Origin of the sequence: Pseudomonas sp. ICMP 3272, assembly GCF_001466905.1 — a bacterium.
Classification (GTDB): Bacteria; Pseudomonadota; Gammaproteobacteria; order Pseudomonadales; family Pseudomonadaceae; genus Aquipseudomonas; species Aquipseudomonas amygdali.
On sequence record NZ_LKEK01000066.1, the window covers coordinates 37,781 to 54,928 of the forward strand.

The 17,148-nt window shown below is 58.8% G+C and carries 13 protein-coding genes and 2 pseudogenes; 13 read left to right on the plus strand and 2 right to left on the minus strand.

Annotation, left to right across the window (positions count from 1 at the left end; translation table 11 throughout):
• Window positions 1-295 precede the first annotated feature (295 nt).
• The 9 genes and pseudogenes from AO068_RS19065 to AO068_RS29775 form a co-directional block, all read left to right on the plus strand.
• Window positions 296-1,243, plus strand: coding sequence for an ABC transporter permease (locus tag AO068_RS19065; protein WP_005745304.1), 948 nt, complete (start codon window positions 296-298; stop codon window positions 1,241-1,243).
• Window positions 1,240-2,103: an ABC transporter permease gene (locus AO068_RS19070; RefSeq protein WP_058409166.1), complete on the plus strand. Its 864-nt coding sequence runs from the start codon at window positions 1,240-1,242 to the stop codon at window positions 2,101-2,103. Before AO068_RS19065 ends, AO068_RS19070 begins: the two co-directional genes overlap by 4 nt.
• On the plus strand, window positions 2,100-3,092 hold the full coding sequence (locus AO068_RS19075; protein WP_058409167.1) for an ABC transporter ATP-binding protein: 993 nt from the start codon (window positions 2,100-2,102) through the stop codon (window positions 3,090-3,092). The genes AO068_RS19070 and AO068_RS19075 overlap by 4 nt, the downstream gene beginning before the upstream one ends.
• The gene (locus AO068_RS19080) at window positions 3,089-4,069 is read left to right on the plus strand and encodes an ABC transporter ATP-binding protein (protein ID WP_058409168.1); all 981 of its coding nucleotides are present in this window, start codon (window positions 3,089-3,091) and stop codon (window positions 4,067-4,069) included. The genes AO068_RS19075 and AO068_RS19080 overlap by 4 nt, the downstream gene beginning before the upstream one ends.
• A gap of 51 nt (window positions 4,070-4,120) precedes the next feature.
• Window positions 4,121-5,635 (plus strand): ABC transporter substrate-binding protein, encoded by a 1,515-nt coding sequence (locus AO068_RS19085; protein WP_058409169.1) that lies wholly within the window; start codon window positions 4,121-4,123, stop codon window positions 5,633-5,635.
• A gap of 157 nt (window positions 5,636-5,792) precedes the next feature.
• Window positions 5,793-6,971, plus strand: coding sequence for a Na+/H+ antiporter NhaA (nhaA, locus tag AO068_RS19090; RefSeq protein WP_058409170.1), 1,179 nt, complete (start codon window positions 5,793-5,795; stop codon window positions 6,969-6,971).
• 156 nt (window positions 6,972-7,127) lie between these two features.
• Entirely contained in the window at window positions 7,128-7,436 is a 309-nt protein-coding gene (locus tag AO068_RS19095) for a hypothetical protein (protein ID WP_058409171.1), read from the plus strand.
• A 387-nt stretch (window positions 7,437-7,823) separates the two neighbouring features.
• A pseudogene (locus AO068_RS29770) lies at window positions 7,824-8,543 on the plus strand (PAS domain-containing protein); the annotation flags it as partial.
• Window positions 8,544-8,564: 21 nt separating this feature from the next.
• Window positions 8,565-8,831, plus strand: a pseudogene (locus tag AO068_RS29775) (methyl-accepting chemotaxis protein); the annotation flags it as partial.
• A gap of 90 nt (window positions 8,832-8,921) precedes the next feature.
• Here the strand turns inward: AO068_RS29775 and katG are convergent.
• Window positions 8,922-11,192, minus strand: a complete 2,271-nt coding sequence (gene katG / locus AO068_RS19105; RefSeq protein ID WP_058409172.1) for a catalase/peroxidase HPI — start codon at window positions 11,190-11,192, stop codon at window positions 8,922-8,924.
• 373 nt (window positions 11,193-11,565) lie between these two features.
• On the opposite strand from katG, the gene AO068_RS19110 reads away from it, so the two are divergent.
• Window positions 11,566-12,000: a GNAT family N-acetyltransferase gene (locus tag AO068_RS19110; protein WP_058409173.1), complete on the plus strand. Its 435-nt coding sequence runs from the start codon at window positions 11,566-11,568 to the stop codon at window positions 11,998-12,000.
• Window positions 12,001-12,012: 12 nt separating this feature from the next.
• Here the strand turns inward: AO068_RS19110 and AO068_RS19115 are convergent, their stop codons facing one another.
• A complete protein-coding gene (locus AO068_RS19115; RefSeq protein WP_058409174.1) occupies window positions 12,013-13,092 on the minus strand; it encodes a GGDEF domain-containing protein in 1,080 nt (359 codons plus the stop codon).
• Between the two features lie 312 nt (window positions 13,093-13,404).
• Between AO068_RS19115 and AO068_RS19120 the strand changes: the two genes are divergently transcribed.
• The 3 genes from AO068_RS19120 (at window position 13,405) to AO068_RS19130 (ending at window position 16,911) form a co-directional block, all read left to right on the plus strand.
• A complete protein-coding gene (locus tag AO068_RS19120; RefSeq protein WP_058409175.1) occupies window positions 13,405-14,397 on the plus strand; it encodes a helix-turn-helix domain-containing protein in 993 nt (330 codons plus the stop codon).
• 68 nt (window positions 14,398-14,465) lie between these two features.
• Window positions 14,466-15,398 (plus strand): SphA family protein, encoded by a 933-nt coding sequence (locus AO068_RS19125; RefSeq protein WP_058409176.1) that lies wholly within the window; start codon window positions 14,466-14,468, stop codon window positions 15,396-15,398.
• 61 nt (window positions 15,399-15,459) lie between these two features.
• Complete coding sequence (locus AO068_RS19130; RefSeq protein ID WP_058409177.1) at window positions 15,460-16,911, plus strand: amidase; 1,452 nt, start codon at window positions 15,460-15,462, stop codon at window positions 16,909-16,911.
• Window positions 16,912-17,148: the final 237 nt, after the last annotated feature.

A 17,148-nucleotide genomic window follows, 5' to 3' on the forward strand; every position in this document is an offset into this window, starting at 1 on the left:
TAGCAATTAGCAAGGACAGTGCCACGCCTGCGTCCAACCGGCTGTCAGTCGTGTAAAACCTATAAGAATTGCTAGCTGTTTGCCATGGCGCTGCGCGATAGGGTTGAGGCCATGAGCGACGTCCGCAAAGGTGAGGTGCGATGGGGTATGCGAGCAAGGCGGATGAGCGCAAAACAATCAAAGTCGACGGATGGTCAATGTTCGACTACAACTTCGCTCTGCCCTTTTGCGTGAAAGGGGTGGCGGCGTACTTTCCGGTCCTGCTGAATTTTCTGTCACAGCATCGGGGCGTCTGATGAATCTGGGTCGTTATCGTTTCATCCTCCAGCGTCCGTTGCAGTTGCTGCCGGTGCTGTTCGGCATCAGTCTGGTGACCTTCATTCTGGTGCGCTCGATCCCCGGCGACCCGGCGCGCATTCTGCTGGGCGCACGTTCCACACCGCAGGCACTGGCCAACATCCGCGCCCAGTACGGGCTGGATGAACCCCTGTGGACACAGTACGTGTACTTCATGAAAAACCTCTTGCAGGGCGATATGGGCAAATCGCTGCTGTACAAGATCGATGTGCTCAAACTGATCGTTACCCGGCTGGAGCCCACTGTGTTTCTGGTGTGTGGCAGCGTCCTGCTGGCTCTGCTGATCGCCGTGCCGTTGGCCACGGTCGCTGCACGCAACAAGGGCAGTTGGGGCGATAACCTGATTCGTGTCTTCACCACCACGGGGTTGGGCATGCCGGCATTCTGGCTGGGCATCATGCTGATCCTGCTGTTCAGTGTGCAGCTTGGCTGGTTTCCGGTGTCCGGTTACGGCAGTGACTGGCTGGACAAGGCCCACCACATGGTGCTGCCGTGCCTGACCATCGCCCTGGCTTTGTCCGCTGTGCTGATTCGCAACCTGCGCGCGAGCATGCTCATGGAACTGCAGGCTGATCACGTTACTGCGGCGCGGGCACGCGGCGTCAGTGAGGGCGCAGTGTTTCGTCGTCATGTATTGCCCAACTCGCTGGTGCCGTCGATCAATCTGCTGGCGGTGAACATCGGCTGGCTGATCAGCGGCACTGTCGTTATCGAAAGCCTGTTTGCCATCCCCGGCATCGGCCAGTTGCTGGTGCGCGGCATCTTCAGTCGCGATTACATGGTGGTGCAGGGGGTAGCCATGGTGCTGGCCTGTGCCACGGTAATCGTCAACTTCCTCGCTGATGTGGCCACTGTCGCGATAGACCCGAGGGTGAACATCAAATGACCGTCGCCCACGCCCACCTGCGCCCACACTGGCGTTCAAGGCTACGCCTGCGCTTGCGCAATGGCCGGCTGGCGATGCTGCTGGGTGCCTCATTGCTTGGCGTGTGGCTGCTGCTGGCGCTCTTCGCGCCGTGGCTGGCACCTTATGACCCGATTTACCAGAACACCGAACTGCGCATGCTCGCACCGCACCTCGCGCATCCGTTCGGCACCGACAATTTTGGCCGCGACATTCTGTCCAGAGTCATCTGGGCGGCACGCATCGACCTGCAGATCTGTGTGCTCGGGGTGGTTTTCCCATTCATCATCGGCACGTTTGTCGGCGCATTGTCGGGCTACATCGGCGGGCGCTTCGACAACCTGTGCATGCGCGTAATCGACATCGTTCTGGCCTTTCCGTTTCTGGTGCTGATGCTGGCGATCATTGCGATTCTCGGCCCTGGCCTGAGCAGTTTCTACATCGCCATGGCGCTGGTGGGCTGGGTGTCTTATGCACGGCTGATCCGTTCACAGATTCTGGTGCTCAAGGAAAGCGATTTCGCCCTGGCGGCCAGAAGTCTGGGGTTTGGTCACCTGCGCATTCTGTTCCGCCATCTGCTGCCCAACGCGATGTTCGGCTCGATTGTGTTTTCCATGTCTGACGCTGTTCTGGTGCTGCTCAGCGGTGCGTCGGTCAGCTACCTGGGGCTGGGTGTACAGCCACCCTTGGCGGAGTGGGGCACCATGGTCGCCGAAGGGCAGGCGTTTCTGACGTCTGCGTGGTGGATCTGCACCTTTCCGGGGCTGGCCATCGTGACGCTGGCCATGGGCTTCAGCCTGCTGGCGGACGGCGTTGCCGAAACCCTGGGGGAGCGGCAATGAGTACGCCGGTGCTGACAGTCCGCGAGATGAGCGTGATTGCGAACAATCGTGGCCGCGAGGTAACGCTGGTCGACCGGCTGTCGTTCGATCTGCAGCAGGGCGAGATTCTCGGGCTGGTCGGTGAAAGTGGCTCTGGCAAGACCATGGCTTGCCGGGCATTGATGCAACTGATGCCATCGCCGGACCTGCACGTGCGCGGTGGTTCGGTGCTGCTCAATGATGTCGACCTGTTAAAGCTGGATGCAACTGGCATGCGCTCCATGCGTGGGCGGCGGATCGGCATGATCTTTCAGAACCCCAGCAGTCATCTGGACCCACTGATGCGTATCGGCGAGCAGATTGCCGAAGGTTTTCGTCTGCATCAGGGCGCTTCGAAACGTGAGGCACGGGCGCAGGCGATTGATCTGCTGCGTCAGGTCGGCATTCCCGACCCGGCTTCGCGTGTGGATAACTTTCCCCATGAGTTTTCCGGCGGCATGCGCCAGCGCGCCATGATTGCCGTGGCGCTGGGCTGCGGGCCGCAGGTGCTGATCGCCGACGAACCGACCACCGCGCTGGACGTGACGGTGCAGGCGCAAATCCTGCGGCTGTTACTGGACCTGCGTGACCGTCACGGGCTGTCGTTGATCATGATTACCCACGACCTGGGCGTTGTAGCGCAAACCTGCGACTCCATCGCGGTGATGTACGCCGGTCGATTGTGTGAACACGGCAGCAAGCGCGACGTGCTGGCCCGCGCCCGCCATCCTTACACCCGCGGCCTGATCGACTGCCAGCCCGCCAGCAGCGCGGGCAGTGGCCTGCTGCGCACCATTCCCGGACAGCCGCCATTGCTCGATGCGCTGCCCGTCGGCTGCCGTTTTCAGGCGCGCTGCGGCCATGCGGGCGCAGGCTGCGTCGAGACGCTACCCCTGATGCGGTCGATGGGTGTTGCCCACCAAGCGGCCTGTCACTACCCGCTGGCAGACTCCCGAGAGGCCGTTTCATGAGCGGCTCCGTGCTGTTGAACGTCAACGATCTGGTGGTGCGCTTCCCGGCCCCCGGATCAGGTTTCATGGGCCTCAACAAGCGTTGGGTGCATGCCGTCAACGGTGTGTCGCTGAGCATTCGTGCAGGTGAAACGCTGGGCCTGGTGGGCGAGTCTGGCAGCGGCAAGAGCACGCTGGGGCGCGCGATTCTGCGTTTGAACGACATTACTTCCGGGCAGATCGTCTTCGATGATGTCGACATGGCCCAAGGCAGTGGTATCAGTCTGCAGCGTTTGCGCAGTGAAACAGCAATGATCTTTCAGGACCCGTCTTCCTCGCTCAACCCGCGCATGACCGTCGGTGCCACGCTGGCCGAGGTGCTGAAAGTGCAATGCAAGGTCAGCGCATCCGAGATTCCGGCGCGGGTCATCGAGTTGCTCGACATGGTCGGTCTGCGGCCAGAATTTGCCGAACGCAAACCGGGCGCCTTGAGCGGCGGACAATGTCAGCGTGTCGGTATCGCCCGCGCGCTGGCCATCGAGCCACGGCTGATCATTGCCGACGAGTGCGTGGCGGCACTGGACGTGTCGATTCAGGGGCAGATCATCAACCTGCTGCTGGAACTGCGCCAGCGTATGAACCTGGCGATTCTGTTCATTGCCCACGATCTTGCCATCGTGCGCCGCCTGTGTGACCGGGTGGCGGTGATGTACCTGGGCAAAATCGTTGAAGAGGGCCCGGTCGAAGAGGTCTTTCTCAAGCCGCGTCATCCCTATACCGCGGCGCTGATCCAGGCTATTCCGGAGATTGATCCGGATCGTCCGCTGCCCGGTGAACCCTTGCAGGGCGAGCCGCCCAGCCCCCTGAGTTTGCCCGCTGGCTGCGCCTTTCATCCGCGTTGCCGGTTTGCCAGACCGACCTGCTCCAGCGTCGCGCCACCCACCCGGCATGTCGGCGAGCAGCGCTACGACTGTGTACTTGATGAACCCGTTTTTTGATCCAGACCTACAACAAACATCTGTCCCGACACCGGCAAGGAGTTCATTTGTATGAAAGCTCGACCAATGAAAATGCTGACCGTCGCCATGCTGGCGGCCTGTTCCCTGGCAGCGGGAGTGGCGGAAGCCGCGGGCGTGCTGACCATCGGCCGTCGTGAGGACGGCACCACCTTCGACCCGATCAAAAGCGCGCAAAACATCGACAACTGGGTATTTTCCAACGTTTACGATGTGCTGATCCGGGTTGACGACAAGGGCACCAAGCTGGTGCCAGGGCTGGCCGAAAGCTGGTCGATTTCGCCCGACGGGCTGACCTATACGCTCAAGATACGCCCGGCCAAATTCTCTGATGGCTCGGAGCTGACCGCCAGCGACGCAGTATTCAGCCTGCTGCGAATCCGCGACGACAAGGGCTCGCTGTGGAGCGATTCCTACAAGATTATCGACAAAGCCGTCGCAACAGATCCGCGTACGCTGGTCATCACCCTGAAGAACCCATCGGCCTCGTTCCTCTCGCAACTGGCGTTGCCCAACGTGTCGATTCTCTCCGAGAAGGCCATGAAGACCCTGGGTGAAGAGGCCTACGCCGAAAAGCCTGTCGGTTCGGGAGCCTTCACGGTGAAAGAATGGCGGCGCGGTGACCGGGTGATTCTGGCGAAAAACCCCAACTTCTGGGAAGCGCCGAGCGTTAGTCTGGATGGTGTCGAGTGGATCTCGGTGCCGGATGACAACACCCGTATGCTGATGGTCCAGAAGGGCGAACTGGATGCAGCGATCTATGTGCCGTTCTCCCGTGTCGAAAACCTGAAGAAGAACCCTGATCTGGTGGTCCACCTGGACCCGTCCACCCGTGAAGATCATTTGTTGCTCAACCATGAGCACGGCGCATTGGCCAAGCCTGAGGTACGCCAGGCACTGGACATGGCGATCGACAAGAAATCGCTGGTCGAGGCCGCCACCTTCGGGCTGGGCACAGTAGCCAATTCCTACATTCCCAAGGGCGCGCTGTATCACTACGCCGATAACCTGCAACGCCCGTATGACCCGGTCAAGGCCAAACAGATGCTGGCGGATGCCGGTGCGGCAGACCTGAAGCTCAACTATGTGGTCAACGCTGGCAACGAAGTCGACGAGCAAATTGCGGTCATGCTGCAACAGCAACTGGCCAAGGTTGGCGTGACCACGACGCTGCAGAAAGTCGACCCGAGCCAGAGCTGGGACATGCTGATTGCCGGGGACTACGACATCTCCGTGATGTACTGGACCAACGACATCCTTGACCCGGATCAGAAAACCACCTTCGTGCTTGGCCATGACACCAACAACAACTACATGACCCGTTACAAGAACGAGAAGGTCAAGGAGCTGGTTGCTGCTGCACGGGTTGAAATGGACCCCAAAAAGCGTGAGCAGATGTACATCGACCTGCAGAAAATGGCCAAAGCCGACGTCAACTGGATCGACCTTTACTACAGCCCTTACATCAGTGTTTCACGCAAAAACGTCGAGCACTTCGGCCAGAACCCGCTAGGCCGGTTCACGCTTGAAGAAACCGTCAAGAAGTGAAGCGGGCAGGGCTGTTGTCTGGCAGACAGGAGCCCTGATTCCTCAAGCTATGATGGGCATGCGCGTTAATTTGTATCCTCAGGTTTACCTGCGCTGTGGCAGGCTCTGCGAGTGGTAAGGTTGCGGCCTTTTTGCGCTGTACCCTGCGGAGCCCTGCATGCACAACCTCACCCCCCGTACCGAATCCCCGAGCGCGCTGGCGTTCATCAAGCGCTTTTTCGCCGCTGAGGCCGCTGGCGGTCTGATCCTGATGGCGGCTGCGCTGGCAGCCCTGATCGTCGCCAACTCGCCGCTGGCCGACAGCTACTTTGCGGCGCTGCATACCGTGCTCGCCGGGATGTCGGTAGCGCACTGGATCAACGATGGCCTGATGGCAATCTTCTTCATGCTGGTGGGTTTGGAGATCAAACGCGAAATGCTGGCCGGTCAGCTTGCATCCTGGAGCCAGCGCGCCTTGCCGGGCTTCGCAGCGCTGGGCGGCATGGTGGTTCCGGCGTTGATCTACGTGGCATTCAATTGGGGCCAGTCAGACACCATTGGCGGCTGGGCCATTCCGGCAGCGACCGACATCGCATTCGCCCTGGGCGTGCTGTCATTGCTGGGCAAGCGTGTGCCGTTGTCGCTGAAGATATTCCTGTCGGCACTGGCAATTCTCGATGACCTCGGTGCTGTGCTGATTATCGCGCTGTTCTACACCAGCGATCTGTCCATTCCCATGCTGCTGGCTGCACTGGGCTCCATCGCCGTGCTCGTCGCGCTGAACCGTCTGGGCGTTAAAAAGCTGCTGCCTTACCTGATTGTCGGCGCGCTGTTGTGGTTCTTCATGCTCCAGTCCGGTATTCACGCCACCTTGGCGGGCGTAGCGCTGGCACTGTGCATTCCGCTCGGCAAACCCGATGAAGAAGCCAGCTCGCCGCTGCTGCATCTGGAAGAAAAACTGCACCCGTGGGTGGCCTTTGCCGTCGTACCGGTCTTTGGATTCGCCAATGCCGGCGTTTCACTGTCAGGCATCACTGTCGACAAACTGCTGGACCCGGTGCCGTTGGGCGTCGCGCTGGGGCTGCTGATCGGCAAACAGGTCGGCATCTTCGCCCTCGCTGCACTGGCCATCCGCGCCGGCCTGGCTCGCTTGCCGGACGGCAGCAACTGGGGTCAGCTTTATGGTGTTGCGGCGCTGTGCGGTATTGGCTTCACCATGAGCCTGTTTATCGGCGCACTGGCCTTCCCGGGTGCGCCGGAGCTGGTGGATGAGGTCAAGGTGGGCGTACTGATCGGGTCGGTGTTATCGGCGTTGCTTGGGGTTGTGGTGTTGCGCAGGTTTGGAGCGAGGGGGTGAGCGTAGGGGACGATAATCTCAACTATCGTGCGACGCTCCGCGTCGGAATGCCGGTCTGGACGCTCTGCGTCCTCTTCGCGACGTAAACCGTCGCGAACTGCATTCCCGAAGTAATGGACGTCACAGTCAATCATATAGCCAGGAGTAGATTGAGAAATGTTGAAGCTGATCAGTCAGCGCAATTGTGCGCCTTCGCTTGAGGACCCGAAACACGATGTTTACCTATTCAGCGTCGATACATCCGGAGCCGATAAACCGTTCTGTTTTGAACAGTCAATTGGCGGTGGGCACGCTGAGCGGGGTGGCTGCATATTCCTGAATCTGGACGGGCTTGAGAAATGGCCCGGTGATTGGCGAGTTCATCTGGAGAAGTCCGGTTGCGGCTGGGTAGCGGAGTTGATGGCGGGGGCGCAAACCGACCAGCAAGCCGTGAAGTTGATTCTGGATCAAGTGACCATTACCTGATCGCAATCTGACGGTTCAGAAACCGCACGGCATGTCGATAAAGAAGTGCCATGCCAGGGACTCGGCAAATCTGACTTTATTTCGAGAGCCCGGTGCATGTTTCACTTATTCCGACCACGTCGTGACAGAAAAGCCCTTCAACAACTTATTGCCTCTCTCAAGGGGGCTGGCGAGCCGGTTGTAAGAGGCTGCGCTGAAGAGAGCAGCGTACTTGAGTGCTGGAGTTCGCTGAGTACCCAGCGTCGTCTTGACGAGCAACGTATCGCCGATCTTGAGCAGGAACTGGAAACCGCCCGCCACCTTCTGGGTGAAGCCTCTGCTTCGGCCGCCGCTTATGAGACCCGCTTTGATCTGGTCAACCGTGCGTCGAGCGAGGGCCTCTGGGATATGGAGGTCGTAGCAGGCGATCCGGTCAACCCGAACAATCGATTCTGGTGGTCGCAGCAACTTCGCACGCTTCTCGGTTTTAACGACGAGCGAGATTTCCCTAACGTACTGGCGAGCTGGGCAGACCGGCTTCATCCGCAGGATAAACAAGCCACGCTCGACGCATTTGCCAAGCATCTGAATGATCGCTCGGGTAACACGCCGTACCGGGTCAAGAATCGTCTGGCGATGAAGAACGGCACTTATCGCTGGTTCTATGCCCAAGGCGAAACGTTAAGAGACGCACGCGGAACGCCGCTGCGTGTCGCCGGCTCGCTTCGTGATATTCACGATGAGCTTGAACGTGATCTGGAACACGATGTGATCATTACCCGATTCGAACTGGCCCGGGAGATGCTCTCCGACGGGCTCTGGGACATGGAGGTCATTGCTGGCGACCCGGTCAATGCGAGAAACCCGTTCTGGTGGTCTCCACAGTTCAGGCGGCTTTTGGGTTTCGAAACAGTCGAAGAGTTTCCTGACGTACTGGATAGCTGGGCATCACGGCTGCACCCTGACGACAAGGAGCGCAGTCTGACGGCATTCGGTGCGCACTTGAATGACCGGACTGGCAAGACGCCGTTCGATATCGAGTACCGCCTGAAGATGAAAACCGGCGAGTACCGCTGGTTCCGTGCACGCGGCCAGACTCGTCGCAATCCCGAAGGTGTTCCGCTGAGGGTGGTCGGTGCGTTGGTGGATGTGCATTTGAAGCATGAGCAGGATGCTCTTCGCGACACCGAAGCACAGCATCAGAAAAACCTGGAAGAGAACATCACTCAACTGACCCAGATAGTCGGCACTATCCAGAGCATTGCCAGCCAAACCAACCTTCTGGCGCTCAATGCCGCGATTGAAGCTGCACGTGCCGGGGAAGCTGGGCGGGGCTTTGCGGTGGTAGCTGACGAAGTGCGCAAGCTGGCGACTCGAACGACCGAAGCGACGGAGCAGGCGGCAAGCATGATGAGTCGCTGATAAAACCAGCCTTCGCTTTTTGATAGCCGTAAAAAAAACGCCTCCGCAAGGGAGGCGTTTTTTCAACTCAGCACATCAAACACATCAAGCCAGGTCGAAGCGGTCCAGGTTCATCACCTTGGTCCATGCGGCCACGAAGTCTTTGACGAACTTCTCGTTAGCGTCCGAACTGCCGTACACCTCGGAAATCGCACGCAGTTGAGCATGGGAGCCAAATACCAGATCGACACGGGTGCCGGTCCATTTGACTGCGCCGGTTTTGCGGTCACGTGCTTCAAAGGTGTCGTTGGCACCTGAAGTCGCTCTCCACTCAACGCCCATGTCCAGCAGGTTCTTGAAGAAGTCGTTGCTCAGGGTTTCCGGCTTGTCGGTGAAGACCCCGTGCTTGCTCTGACCGACGTTAATATTCAAGACCCGCAGGCCGCCCAACAGCACAGCCATTTCCGGTGCAGTCAGGGTCAGCAGTTGCGCCTTGTCGACCAGCAGCGATTCTGCCGAGACCTTGTAGTGCGCCTTCTGATAGTTGCGGAAGCCATCGGCGATCGGCTCAAGGAAGCTAAACGACTCGACATCCGTCTGCTCCTGCGATGCATCGGCACGGCCTGGTGTGAACGGCACCGTGACGTGCTGGCCAGCGTTCTTCGCAGCCTGCTCGACACCTGCACTACCGGCCAGGACGATCAGGTCAGCAATGGAAACCTGCTTGCCACTCGACTGAGCTGCGTTGAACTCGCTCTGAATACCCTCAAGCGTCTTCAGTACGCCCGCCAGTTGTGCAGGCTGGTTGACCGCCCAGTCCTTCTGCGGAGCAAGACGCAGACGACCGCCATTGGCACCGCCGCGCTTGTCAGAGCCACGGAAAGTAGAAGCGGCTGCCCATGCGGTTGAAACCAGCTGCGAGACAGAAAGCCCCGAAGCCAGGATCTTGCCTTTGAGCGCGGCAACATCCTGATCATCCACCAACGCATGATCAACATTCGGAATAGGGTCTTGCCACAGCAGCTCTTCGGCCGGTGTTTCCGGGCCCAGGTAGCGCGCGAGCGGGCCCATGTCACGGTGAGTCAGCTTGAACCAGGCGCGGGCGAACGCGTCTGCCAGTTGCTCAGGGTTGTTCAGGAAGCGACGGGAGATCTGCTCGTAAGCTGGATCGAAGCGCAGCGCCAGGTCAGAGGTCAGCATGCTTGGCGCATGACGTTTCGATGGATCGTGGGCATCCGGAATCTTGCCCGCGCCTGCGCCGTTCTTCGGCGTCCACTGATGCGCGCCTGCCGGGCTCTTGGTCAGCTCCCACTCGAAGCCAAAGAGGTTTTCGAGGTACTCGTTGCTCCATTTGGTCGGAGTCGAAGTCCAGGTCACTTCCAGGCCGCTGGTGATGGTGTCGCCACCCTTGCCGCTGCCGAATTTGTTTCTCCAGCCAAGCCCCTGTTCTTCAAGACCCGCTGCTTCCGGCTCCGGACCGACGTTGTCGGCAGGGCCTGCGCCATGAGTCTTGCCGAAGGCGTGACCACCGGCGATCAGCGCTACGGTTTCTTCATCGTTCATCGCCATGCGACCGAAGGTTTCACGGATATCCCGCGCCGAGGCCACCGGATCCGGCACACCTTCAGGGCCTTCAGGGTTCACGTAGATCAGGCCCATCTGCACAGCGGCAAGCGGGTTTTCCAGATTGCGCTCACCGCTCGCGGTGCGGCTTTCTTCGTTAGCGTGATTCTCCGGCTCGGCGACCAGCGTGCCGTCGCCCGGCTGCTGCATTTTCTTCTGTGCGCCGTAGCGCTCTTCGCCACCCAGCCAGGTGGTCTCGGAGCCCCAGTACACATCTTCTTCCGGTTCCCAGACATCCGGGCGACCACCGGAAAAGCCGAACGTCTTGAAGCCCATCGACTCCAGCGCGACGTTGCCGGTAAGCACAATCAGGTCGGCCCAGGAGATCTTGCGGCCATACTTCTGCTTGACTGGCCAGATCAGGCGACGTGCCTTGTCCAGACTGACGTTGTCAGGCCAGCTGTTGAGCGGCGCAAAACGTTGCTGACCGGCACCTGCACCGCCACGGCCATCGCCTGTACGGTAGGTACCGGCGCTGTGCCAGGCCATGCGAACGAACAGCGGACCATAATGGCCAAAGTCGGCCGGCCACCAGTCCTGCGACCGGGTCATGACGTCGCGCAGGTCTTGTTTGACCGCTTCGAAGTCAAGGCTCTTGAACTCCTTGGCATAATCAAAGCTCTCGCCCATCGGGTCGGAGAGTGAGGAATGCTGATGCAGAATCTTCAGATTCAGCTGCTTGGGCCACCAGTCACGGTTGGTGGTGCCGCCGCCAGCAGCGTGGTTGAAGGGGCATTTCGATTCAGTTGACATGCTTGATACACCTTTTTGTCATTTGCATCCGGCCATCCAGCCCACTCGCGGGGCTTCAGACAGTGATGACGGAACTCCATAGCACTGGGTTCGTACCGGCCGCTCGATCAACGATCAGGCCAGTAGCGATCATTGGATTGCTGCGATACGAGCCCACAACGTGCACAGAAAACTTGAGCTCATTCTTATCTCCTTATCAGGGTAAAACCGCACGGCCTTCGCCGATGCTCTTGCAGATTAGCCTTCTTCGTGGATATTTCTAATAGAAAGAACGTTATGGGTTGATAGGCAAACTCTGGCAGCGCTGTCATCTGATCAGCGAAATGCTCTGTTAATCTGCTCCGCCATTGGAATAACAGGCCGGTCTTAGCCAGTGATCACGATTCGCAGCATGACAATCAATGATTACGAATCGGTCATCGAGCTGATGCGCAACACACCGGGCATCTCCCTGCGCGATGCCGATTCGCGTGAATCGACGGCACGCTACCTCGACAGAAACCCCGATATGAGCTTCGTCGCCGAGGCGGAGGGGGCTGTGTGCGGTTGTGTCATGTGTGGGCATGACGGCCGCCGGGGTTATCTACAACATTTGATTGTGCTGCCGGAGTATCGTGGACAGGGGATAGCTCACGAGTTGGTCGAGCGCTGCCTTCAGTGTCTGGAAGCGCTGGGAATTTATAAGTGTCATCTGGATGTGCTGAAGGGTAATGAGGCGGCTGGCCGATATTGGTCAGGGCAGGGGTGGACATTGCGAGAGGATATTGACCGCTATTCGATGGTTCGGCAGGGCGGCGAGAATACTTGAGAGGACCGAGCGCTATGCATGGGTATTAGCCGATTTCACCCCTTGGTTCTGCTTTTCCACACTTCCAGTACTCGCGGAAACTATCCTGCCTTCAAAGGCAATACATTGTCTGCCGCTCCGTTTGGCGTGATACAAATTTTCATCAGCTTCTTTCAACAGGTCATTGACGTTTTTTGACCGAGCCAAACTCGCAATACCTGCACTGAATGAATAGGGCACTTTCGCTGTTTGGTCTTTTTGGGCGAGCATCAATAAATGTTCCATTGCCGCTATGGCGTCTGCTGCGTTTGCTGCGGATAACATCACGCCAAACTCTTCTCCCCCCAGGCGACCAAAGCTGACCAGCCCCGTTGTGTTTTTTATGAGTGTTGCGAAACATATAAGGACATTGTCACCCACGTCGTGGCCATGGTTGTCGTTGATGCTTTTAAAGTTATCCAGATCAAGCATGGCGAACCACAGCGAGGACGTGTCATCTGACGTCAGTGCGTTGTCCAGGCTGGCGACTAAAGCACGGCGATTTGGGGCGTTCGTCAGCGTGTCGGTTTCGGACAGCTTCTGGTAGCGATCACTCGCCGCCATGGTCTGCATGACCAGGCTAAGGAAGGTTGCATTCAGGGAGCCGCCCAACAATGTCGAACTGATCAGGAAAACATAAAACAGAGGCGCATGGTGGACGCCGACCGCCGTCAGGTCCGTTTGCCACATGATCAGCCAGATCAGAGCAGCCGCAGCGACGTAGTCAATGAATTTGACGAAGAATACGCTCATTCCCGTGATGAGCAGGGAAGTGACAACCAATCCCCACATCGACGCCTCTACGCCCATGCGTTCGATCTGTACCTTGAACAGAACGGTAAGTGAGGTCATGTAGATAATGCCGAACAGGCGCCACGTCGTCATGCTTCTGCTGTTGGAAGTGACAATGATTGACAGCGTCGCCCCCGCCAGAGCGCAATAAATAAATATATCCAGTGATTGCTCAATAGACGGATTCACATACCAGCTGATAATCCAACTGAAAAGGCCGATCAATTGAGACAGCTTCAAGGGTATGAAAATAGAGTCTTTCAGGTTTCTTCTTTGTGGCATGTGCTGTTTTCCATACCTATGCCAGGCGAAGCGTAATCGACGGCACATGCCTTGGTCGAGATGCGTGATGATATATTGCCAGTATACGTGATCAGTACTCGAGAGCGATGGCCGCTTGTCTTGCTGGGACAGCGAGTGGGCCTACACCATGACTCGACGGGACGCTTTCTATTTGAAGCGAGCAGAGTTTTTATGAAGCTTGAAAGCAGTTTGGTAGCTTCGCTGTATTAATCACTCAAACTCCTTGCTGCCGGAATGAAACTTGCCTTCACTTAGCCTCATGACCTTGAAACGTATTAAAGGGCAAGGCCGATGAGTAGTCGTGATGTGGAGATGAACAAGGCTTCGATTGAGGCGGCACCACCACCTCACCTGCGGCGTTTTCAAACTTGTGACATCGACGAGCATGGTCGCAATCTCAGCGGCTGGCAGGTTCGTTACGACCAGGTGACGCCCGGTGGCTTTGAAGGAGAGCTGACGGAATTCCGTTCGGACTGGCTGCAACTGGTCCGCGACCGCTCTAATCAGGCCCTGGTCAAGAGTGGTACAGCCTGGGAGGGGGCGATTATTTTCGCCTTGCCGTTGAGTGCCAACGGTCCTGCGTTCTGTGCCGGGCACACGCTTCCAGAGTCAAGCATGATCGTCGCGCACGGCGAGAATCTTCCGGAATTGAGTACCCCGCTGCAACTGGATGCACTGGGCATTGCGATTGAAGAGAGTGCCCTGGCTCACGCGCTGGAACGTCAGGGCAGCCGTTTTGAAATTACCGATCTTCCCAAGTGTTACCGTTTGACCGATCCAACGGTTCGCACGAGGTTCACTGCGCTGTTCGATAACCTGTTGAATGGAGAGCAGGCGTGCCTGCAGAAGCTTGAGCACGAGTCGATCCGGCGTGGCATTCGGGATGCCGTAATGTTGCAGGTGCTGGAACTGGTGGCACCTGATCAGGCGCCGCCGCTAAATCCCACGGCGCGCAAGAGAATGGTGGATCGGGCCCGCGATTATGCCTTGGCGCATCTGGATGAACCGCTGTCGATTCTGGATGTGTGCAACCACATCGGCACCAGTCGCCGCAAACTTCAGTACTGTTTTCAGGAGACGCTGGGCATCAACCCAGTGGCTTTTCTGCGCACGTTGCGCCTCAACGCAGCGCGGCGCGAGTTGCGCGAAAGCAGCCGGATCGAACTCGTGCAGACGGTCGCCGCGCGCTGGGGGTTCTGGCACTTGAGCCGGTTTTCCAGTGACTACCGGACACTGTTCGGGGAAACGCCCTCGCAGACCTTGCAGCGCAAACATCTTTGCTGAAATCGGATAACGGCATAAAGCATGACTCAATAGCATGACCCCACCACCTTCGTGGTCAGGGGCATGCGATGAGTCATAACAATAATTCCAATATCAGACGCTTCACTTTCTTGACGCTCGGCTTGATGAGCCTTGCTGCCACGGTTCAGGCAACTGAAAACGGAGCACCGACTACCTCCTTCGGTGTTTACGATTTCGGTGCAGGCATCCTGCCTCCGTCGACCCCCGTGGGTACGCTGGGAATGCGCGTGGCGTTCTATTCGACCAACGTGCAGAAAGACCGCCACGGTCGCTCGCTGGACAACAATTTTTCCCTGGACGTTCTGTCCATCGGCGTTGCGTACTTTCGCATGACCGATTACAGAATACTGGGTGCGCGCTATGGCTACAGCGTGGCGGTGCCCTTCTTCCAGATGGATGCCTCGTTCCGGGTCCAGACGCCTGGCGGCCCGCTGGACCTGAAGGCGGATCCGTTCAGGATGGCCGACATTTCGGTGTCACCGCTCATACTGCAATGGGACCTTGCCCCCAACCTGTTCGTGAACGCGCGGATGCAGATTCAGGCACCTACCGGCGACTACGACAAGAATCGTCCTATTTCGCCGGGGCTGAATCACTGGACGTTTTCTCCCACCGTCAACGCGACCTACATCAGCGACAGCGGTTTTGAGGTGTCCAGCAGCTTTCAGACTGACATCAACACCCGCAACCCTGCGACCGACTACAAGAACGGTATCGAATACCGTCACGAGTTTGCCGTGGGCCAGCACGTAGGTCCTTTCACGCTGGGGATGGGCGGGTTCTATTATCGGCAATTCTCCGATGACGATGCGCCAGGGCTGGAAACCGGCAACCGCGCCCGAGTGGTCGCAGCCGGCCCAGCGATCAGCTACTTTACGCCCGGCATGCCTGCGGCGTGGTTTCACATCTACAAGGAATTCGGCGCACGCAACCGCACCGAGGGTTACACCGTGGCGTTACGGGTAGGTCACAGTTTCTAAAAACGGTTGCAAGCTCGGCGATCTTGTTTCCATTCGAATTCAGGCCATCAGGAACCTTCCCATGAAAGACATTCAAACGTTGTTGAACGATGAAGACGCCACCGGCCTGGCCGAGTGGGTCAGGCGCGGCGAGGTTCAGCCGATCGATTTGCTGGAGGGGGTGATTCAGCGCATCGAGCACGTTGAGCCGCAGCTCAACGCCGTCGCCGAGCGGCTGTATGACTCGGCTCGCAGCGCGGCACTGGACGCTGCAACAAGCCAAGGCGTTTTCGCAGGTGTGCCAACGCTGATCAAGGACCTGTTTACCCCGGTCCACGGCGCGCGAATGAGCAATGGCTCGCTGGCCATGGGCGAGTTCCGTGCCCCCTTTGAAGCCGAAGTTGTCAGCCGCCTGAGGCGTGCCGGTTGCGTGCTTGCCGGGACGACCACTGCACCGGAATTCGGCACATCCTATTCCACCGAGTCCACACGCTTCGGCGCGACCCGCAACCCGTGGAGTCTCGAACATAGCGCCGGTGGCTCAAGTGGCGGAGCGGCTGCACTGGTGGCCGCACGGGTAGTGCCTTTTGCCCACGGCAACGACGGCGGCGGTTCGTTGAGAGTGCCTGCATCCTGCTGCGGCGTATTCGGCTTCAAGCCCAGCCGCGGCCTCATGCCTTCCGGCCCGATGGTCGGCGAGGGCTGGGCAGGCCTGAGCACCGCGCACGCCATCACCCTGACCGTACGTGACAGCGCAGCCTTGCTCGACGCCACAGCAGGCATGGACCTCGGCGCGCCTTACGCCGGCCCGGTTCAGAGCCTGTCTTACGTAAGCGCCGTCCACCGCGACCCCGGAACCCTGCGCATCGCGCTCATCGAACAATCAGGCACTTGGCCAACCTCGGCTGAGAGCCTGGCCGCCGTGCGAGACGTCGCGCAGTTATGCGAGTCACTCGGGCACCGCATCGAACCCGTCAGCCTGCCAGTGGTGTTGCCGGAATTCCTCGACCACGTCTTCACCATCATCGGCGCGAACACCCGCAACCACGTCGATATGTTAGGCCGCATGCGTGGCTTTGACGTACAGGACGCCGAACTGGAAGCGCGCACACGCATCATCCTGCGCGACAAAGGCGGCGTCAGCGGCGCGCAATACGCCGCCGCCGTCGAATGGATACACGCCCTGGGCCGCCAATTGGCGACATTCATGCAAGATTACGACGTTATCCTCTCGCCAGTGCTGACACGCGAGCCGGCACGCATTGGCGAGCTTGTGGTGCCGGACGAAAGCCTGAGCCTTGAGGACATGATCGAGCGGTCGCATCGGTATTCGCCTTTTGCAGCGTTGTTTAATGCGACTGGCCAACCGGCGATGTCGGTGCCGTTGTCCTGGAGTGCGGCGGGGCTGCCGATGGGGGCGCATTTTGCTGGGCGGTTTGGGGAGGAGGGGGTGTTGTTGGGGTTGGCTGGGCAGTTGGAGCGGGTGAGGCCTTGGCGGGGGCGGGTGCCGGGGGTTAGTGGGTGTGGGGGGTGAGGTGTGCTGGATATGGGGGCTGGGTTGGCTATCGCTATGGCATACGCTCTGTGGAGGCCTGAAGGTTGAGTGTGTGCGATAGGCTTTGAGCTATGCGGCTCTCCGTCGCGGAGTTCGTTCAAGTGTCCTAACGGCGTTAGATCAATCAAGTACAAAAAAGACGCCGTGGCAGGCTGTGTGAAAACGCAGTTTCGGGGAGTATCAGTTTTTTTGTGTTCGGGCTGGTTAGGGCCTGCC

Bases quoted from the DNA above. Each gene is read 5' to 3' on its own strand.
- AO068_RS19115 (WP_058409174.1), bottom strand. From the start codon at position 13,092: ATGCCACAAAGAAGAAACCTGAAAGACTCTATTTTCATACCCTTGAAG.
- AO068_RS19120 (WP_058409175.1), top strand. From the start codon at position 13,405: ATGAGTAGTCGTGATGTGGAGATGAACAAGGCTTCGATTGAGGCGGCA.
- AO068_RS19080 (WP_058409168.1), top strand. From the start codon at position 3,089: ATGAGCGGCTCCGTGCTGTTGAACGTCAACGATCTGGTGGTGCGCTTC.
- AO068_RS19095 (WP_058409171.1), top strand. From the start codon at position 7,128: ATGTTGAAGCTGATCAGTCAGCGCAATTGTGCGCCTTCGCTTGAGGAC.
- nhaA (WP_058409170.1), top strand. From the start codon at position 5,793: ATGCACAACCTCACCCCCCGTACCGAATCCCCGAGCGCGCTGGCGTTC.
- AO068_RS19130 (WP_058409177.1), top strand. From the start codon at position 15,460: ATGAAAGACATTCAAACGTTGTTGAACGATGAAGACGCCACCGGCCTG.
- AO068_RS19065 (WP_005745304.1), top strand. From the start codon at position 296: ATGAATCTGGGTCGTTATCGTTTCATCCTCCAGCGTCCGTTGCAGTTG.
- AO068_RS19085 (WP_058409169.1), top strand. From the start codon at position 4,121: ATGAAAGCTCGACCAATGAAAATGCTGACCGTCGCCATGCTGGCGGCC.
- katG (WP_058409172.1), bottom strand. From the start codon at position 11,192: ATGTCAACTGAATCGAAATGCCCCTTCAACCACGCTGCTGGCGGCGGC.
- AO068_RS19075 (WP_058409167.1), top strand. From the start codon at position 2,100: ATGAGTACGCCGGTGCTGACAGTCCGCGAGATGAGCGTGATTGCGAAC.
- AO068_RS19070 (WP_058409166.1), top strand. From the start codon at position 1,240: ATGACCGTCGCCCACGCCCACCTGCGCCCACACTGGCGTTCAAGGCTA.
- AO068_RS19125 (WP_058409176.1), top strand. From the start codon at position 14,466: ATGAGTCATAACAATAATTCCAATATCAGACGCTTCACTTTCTTGACG.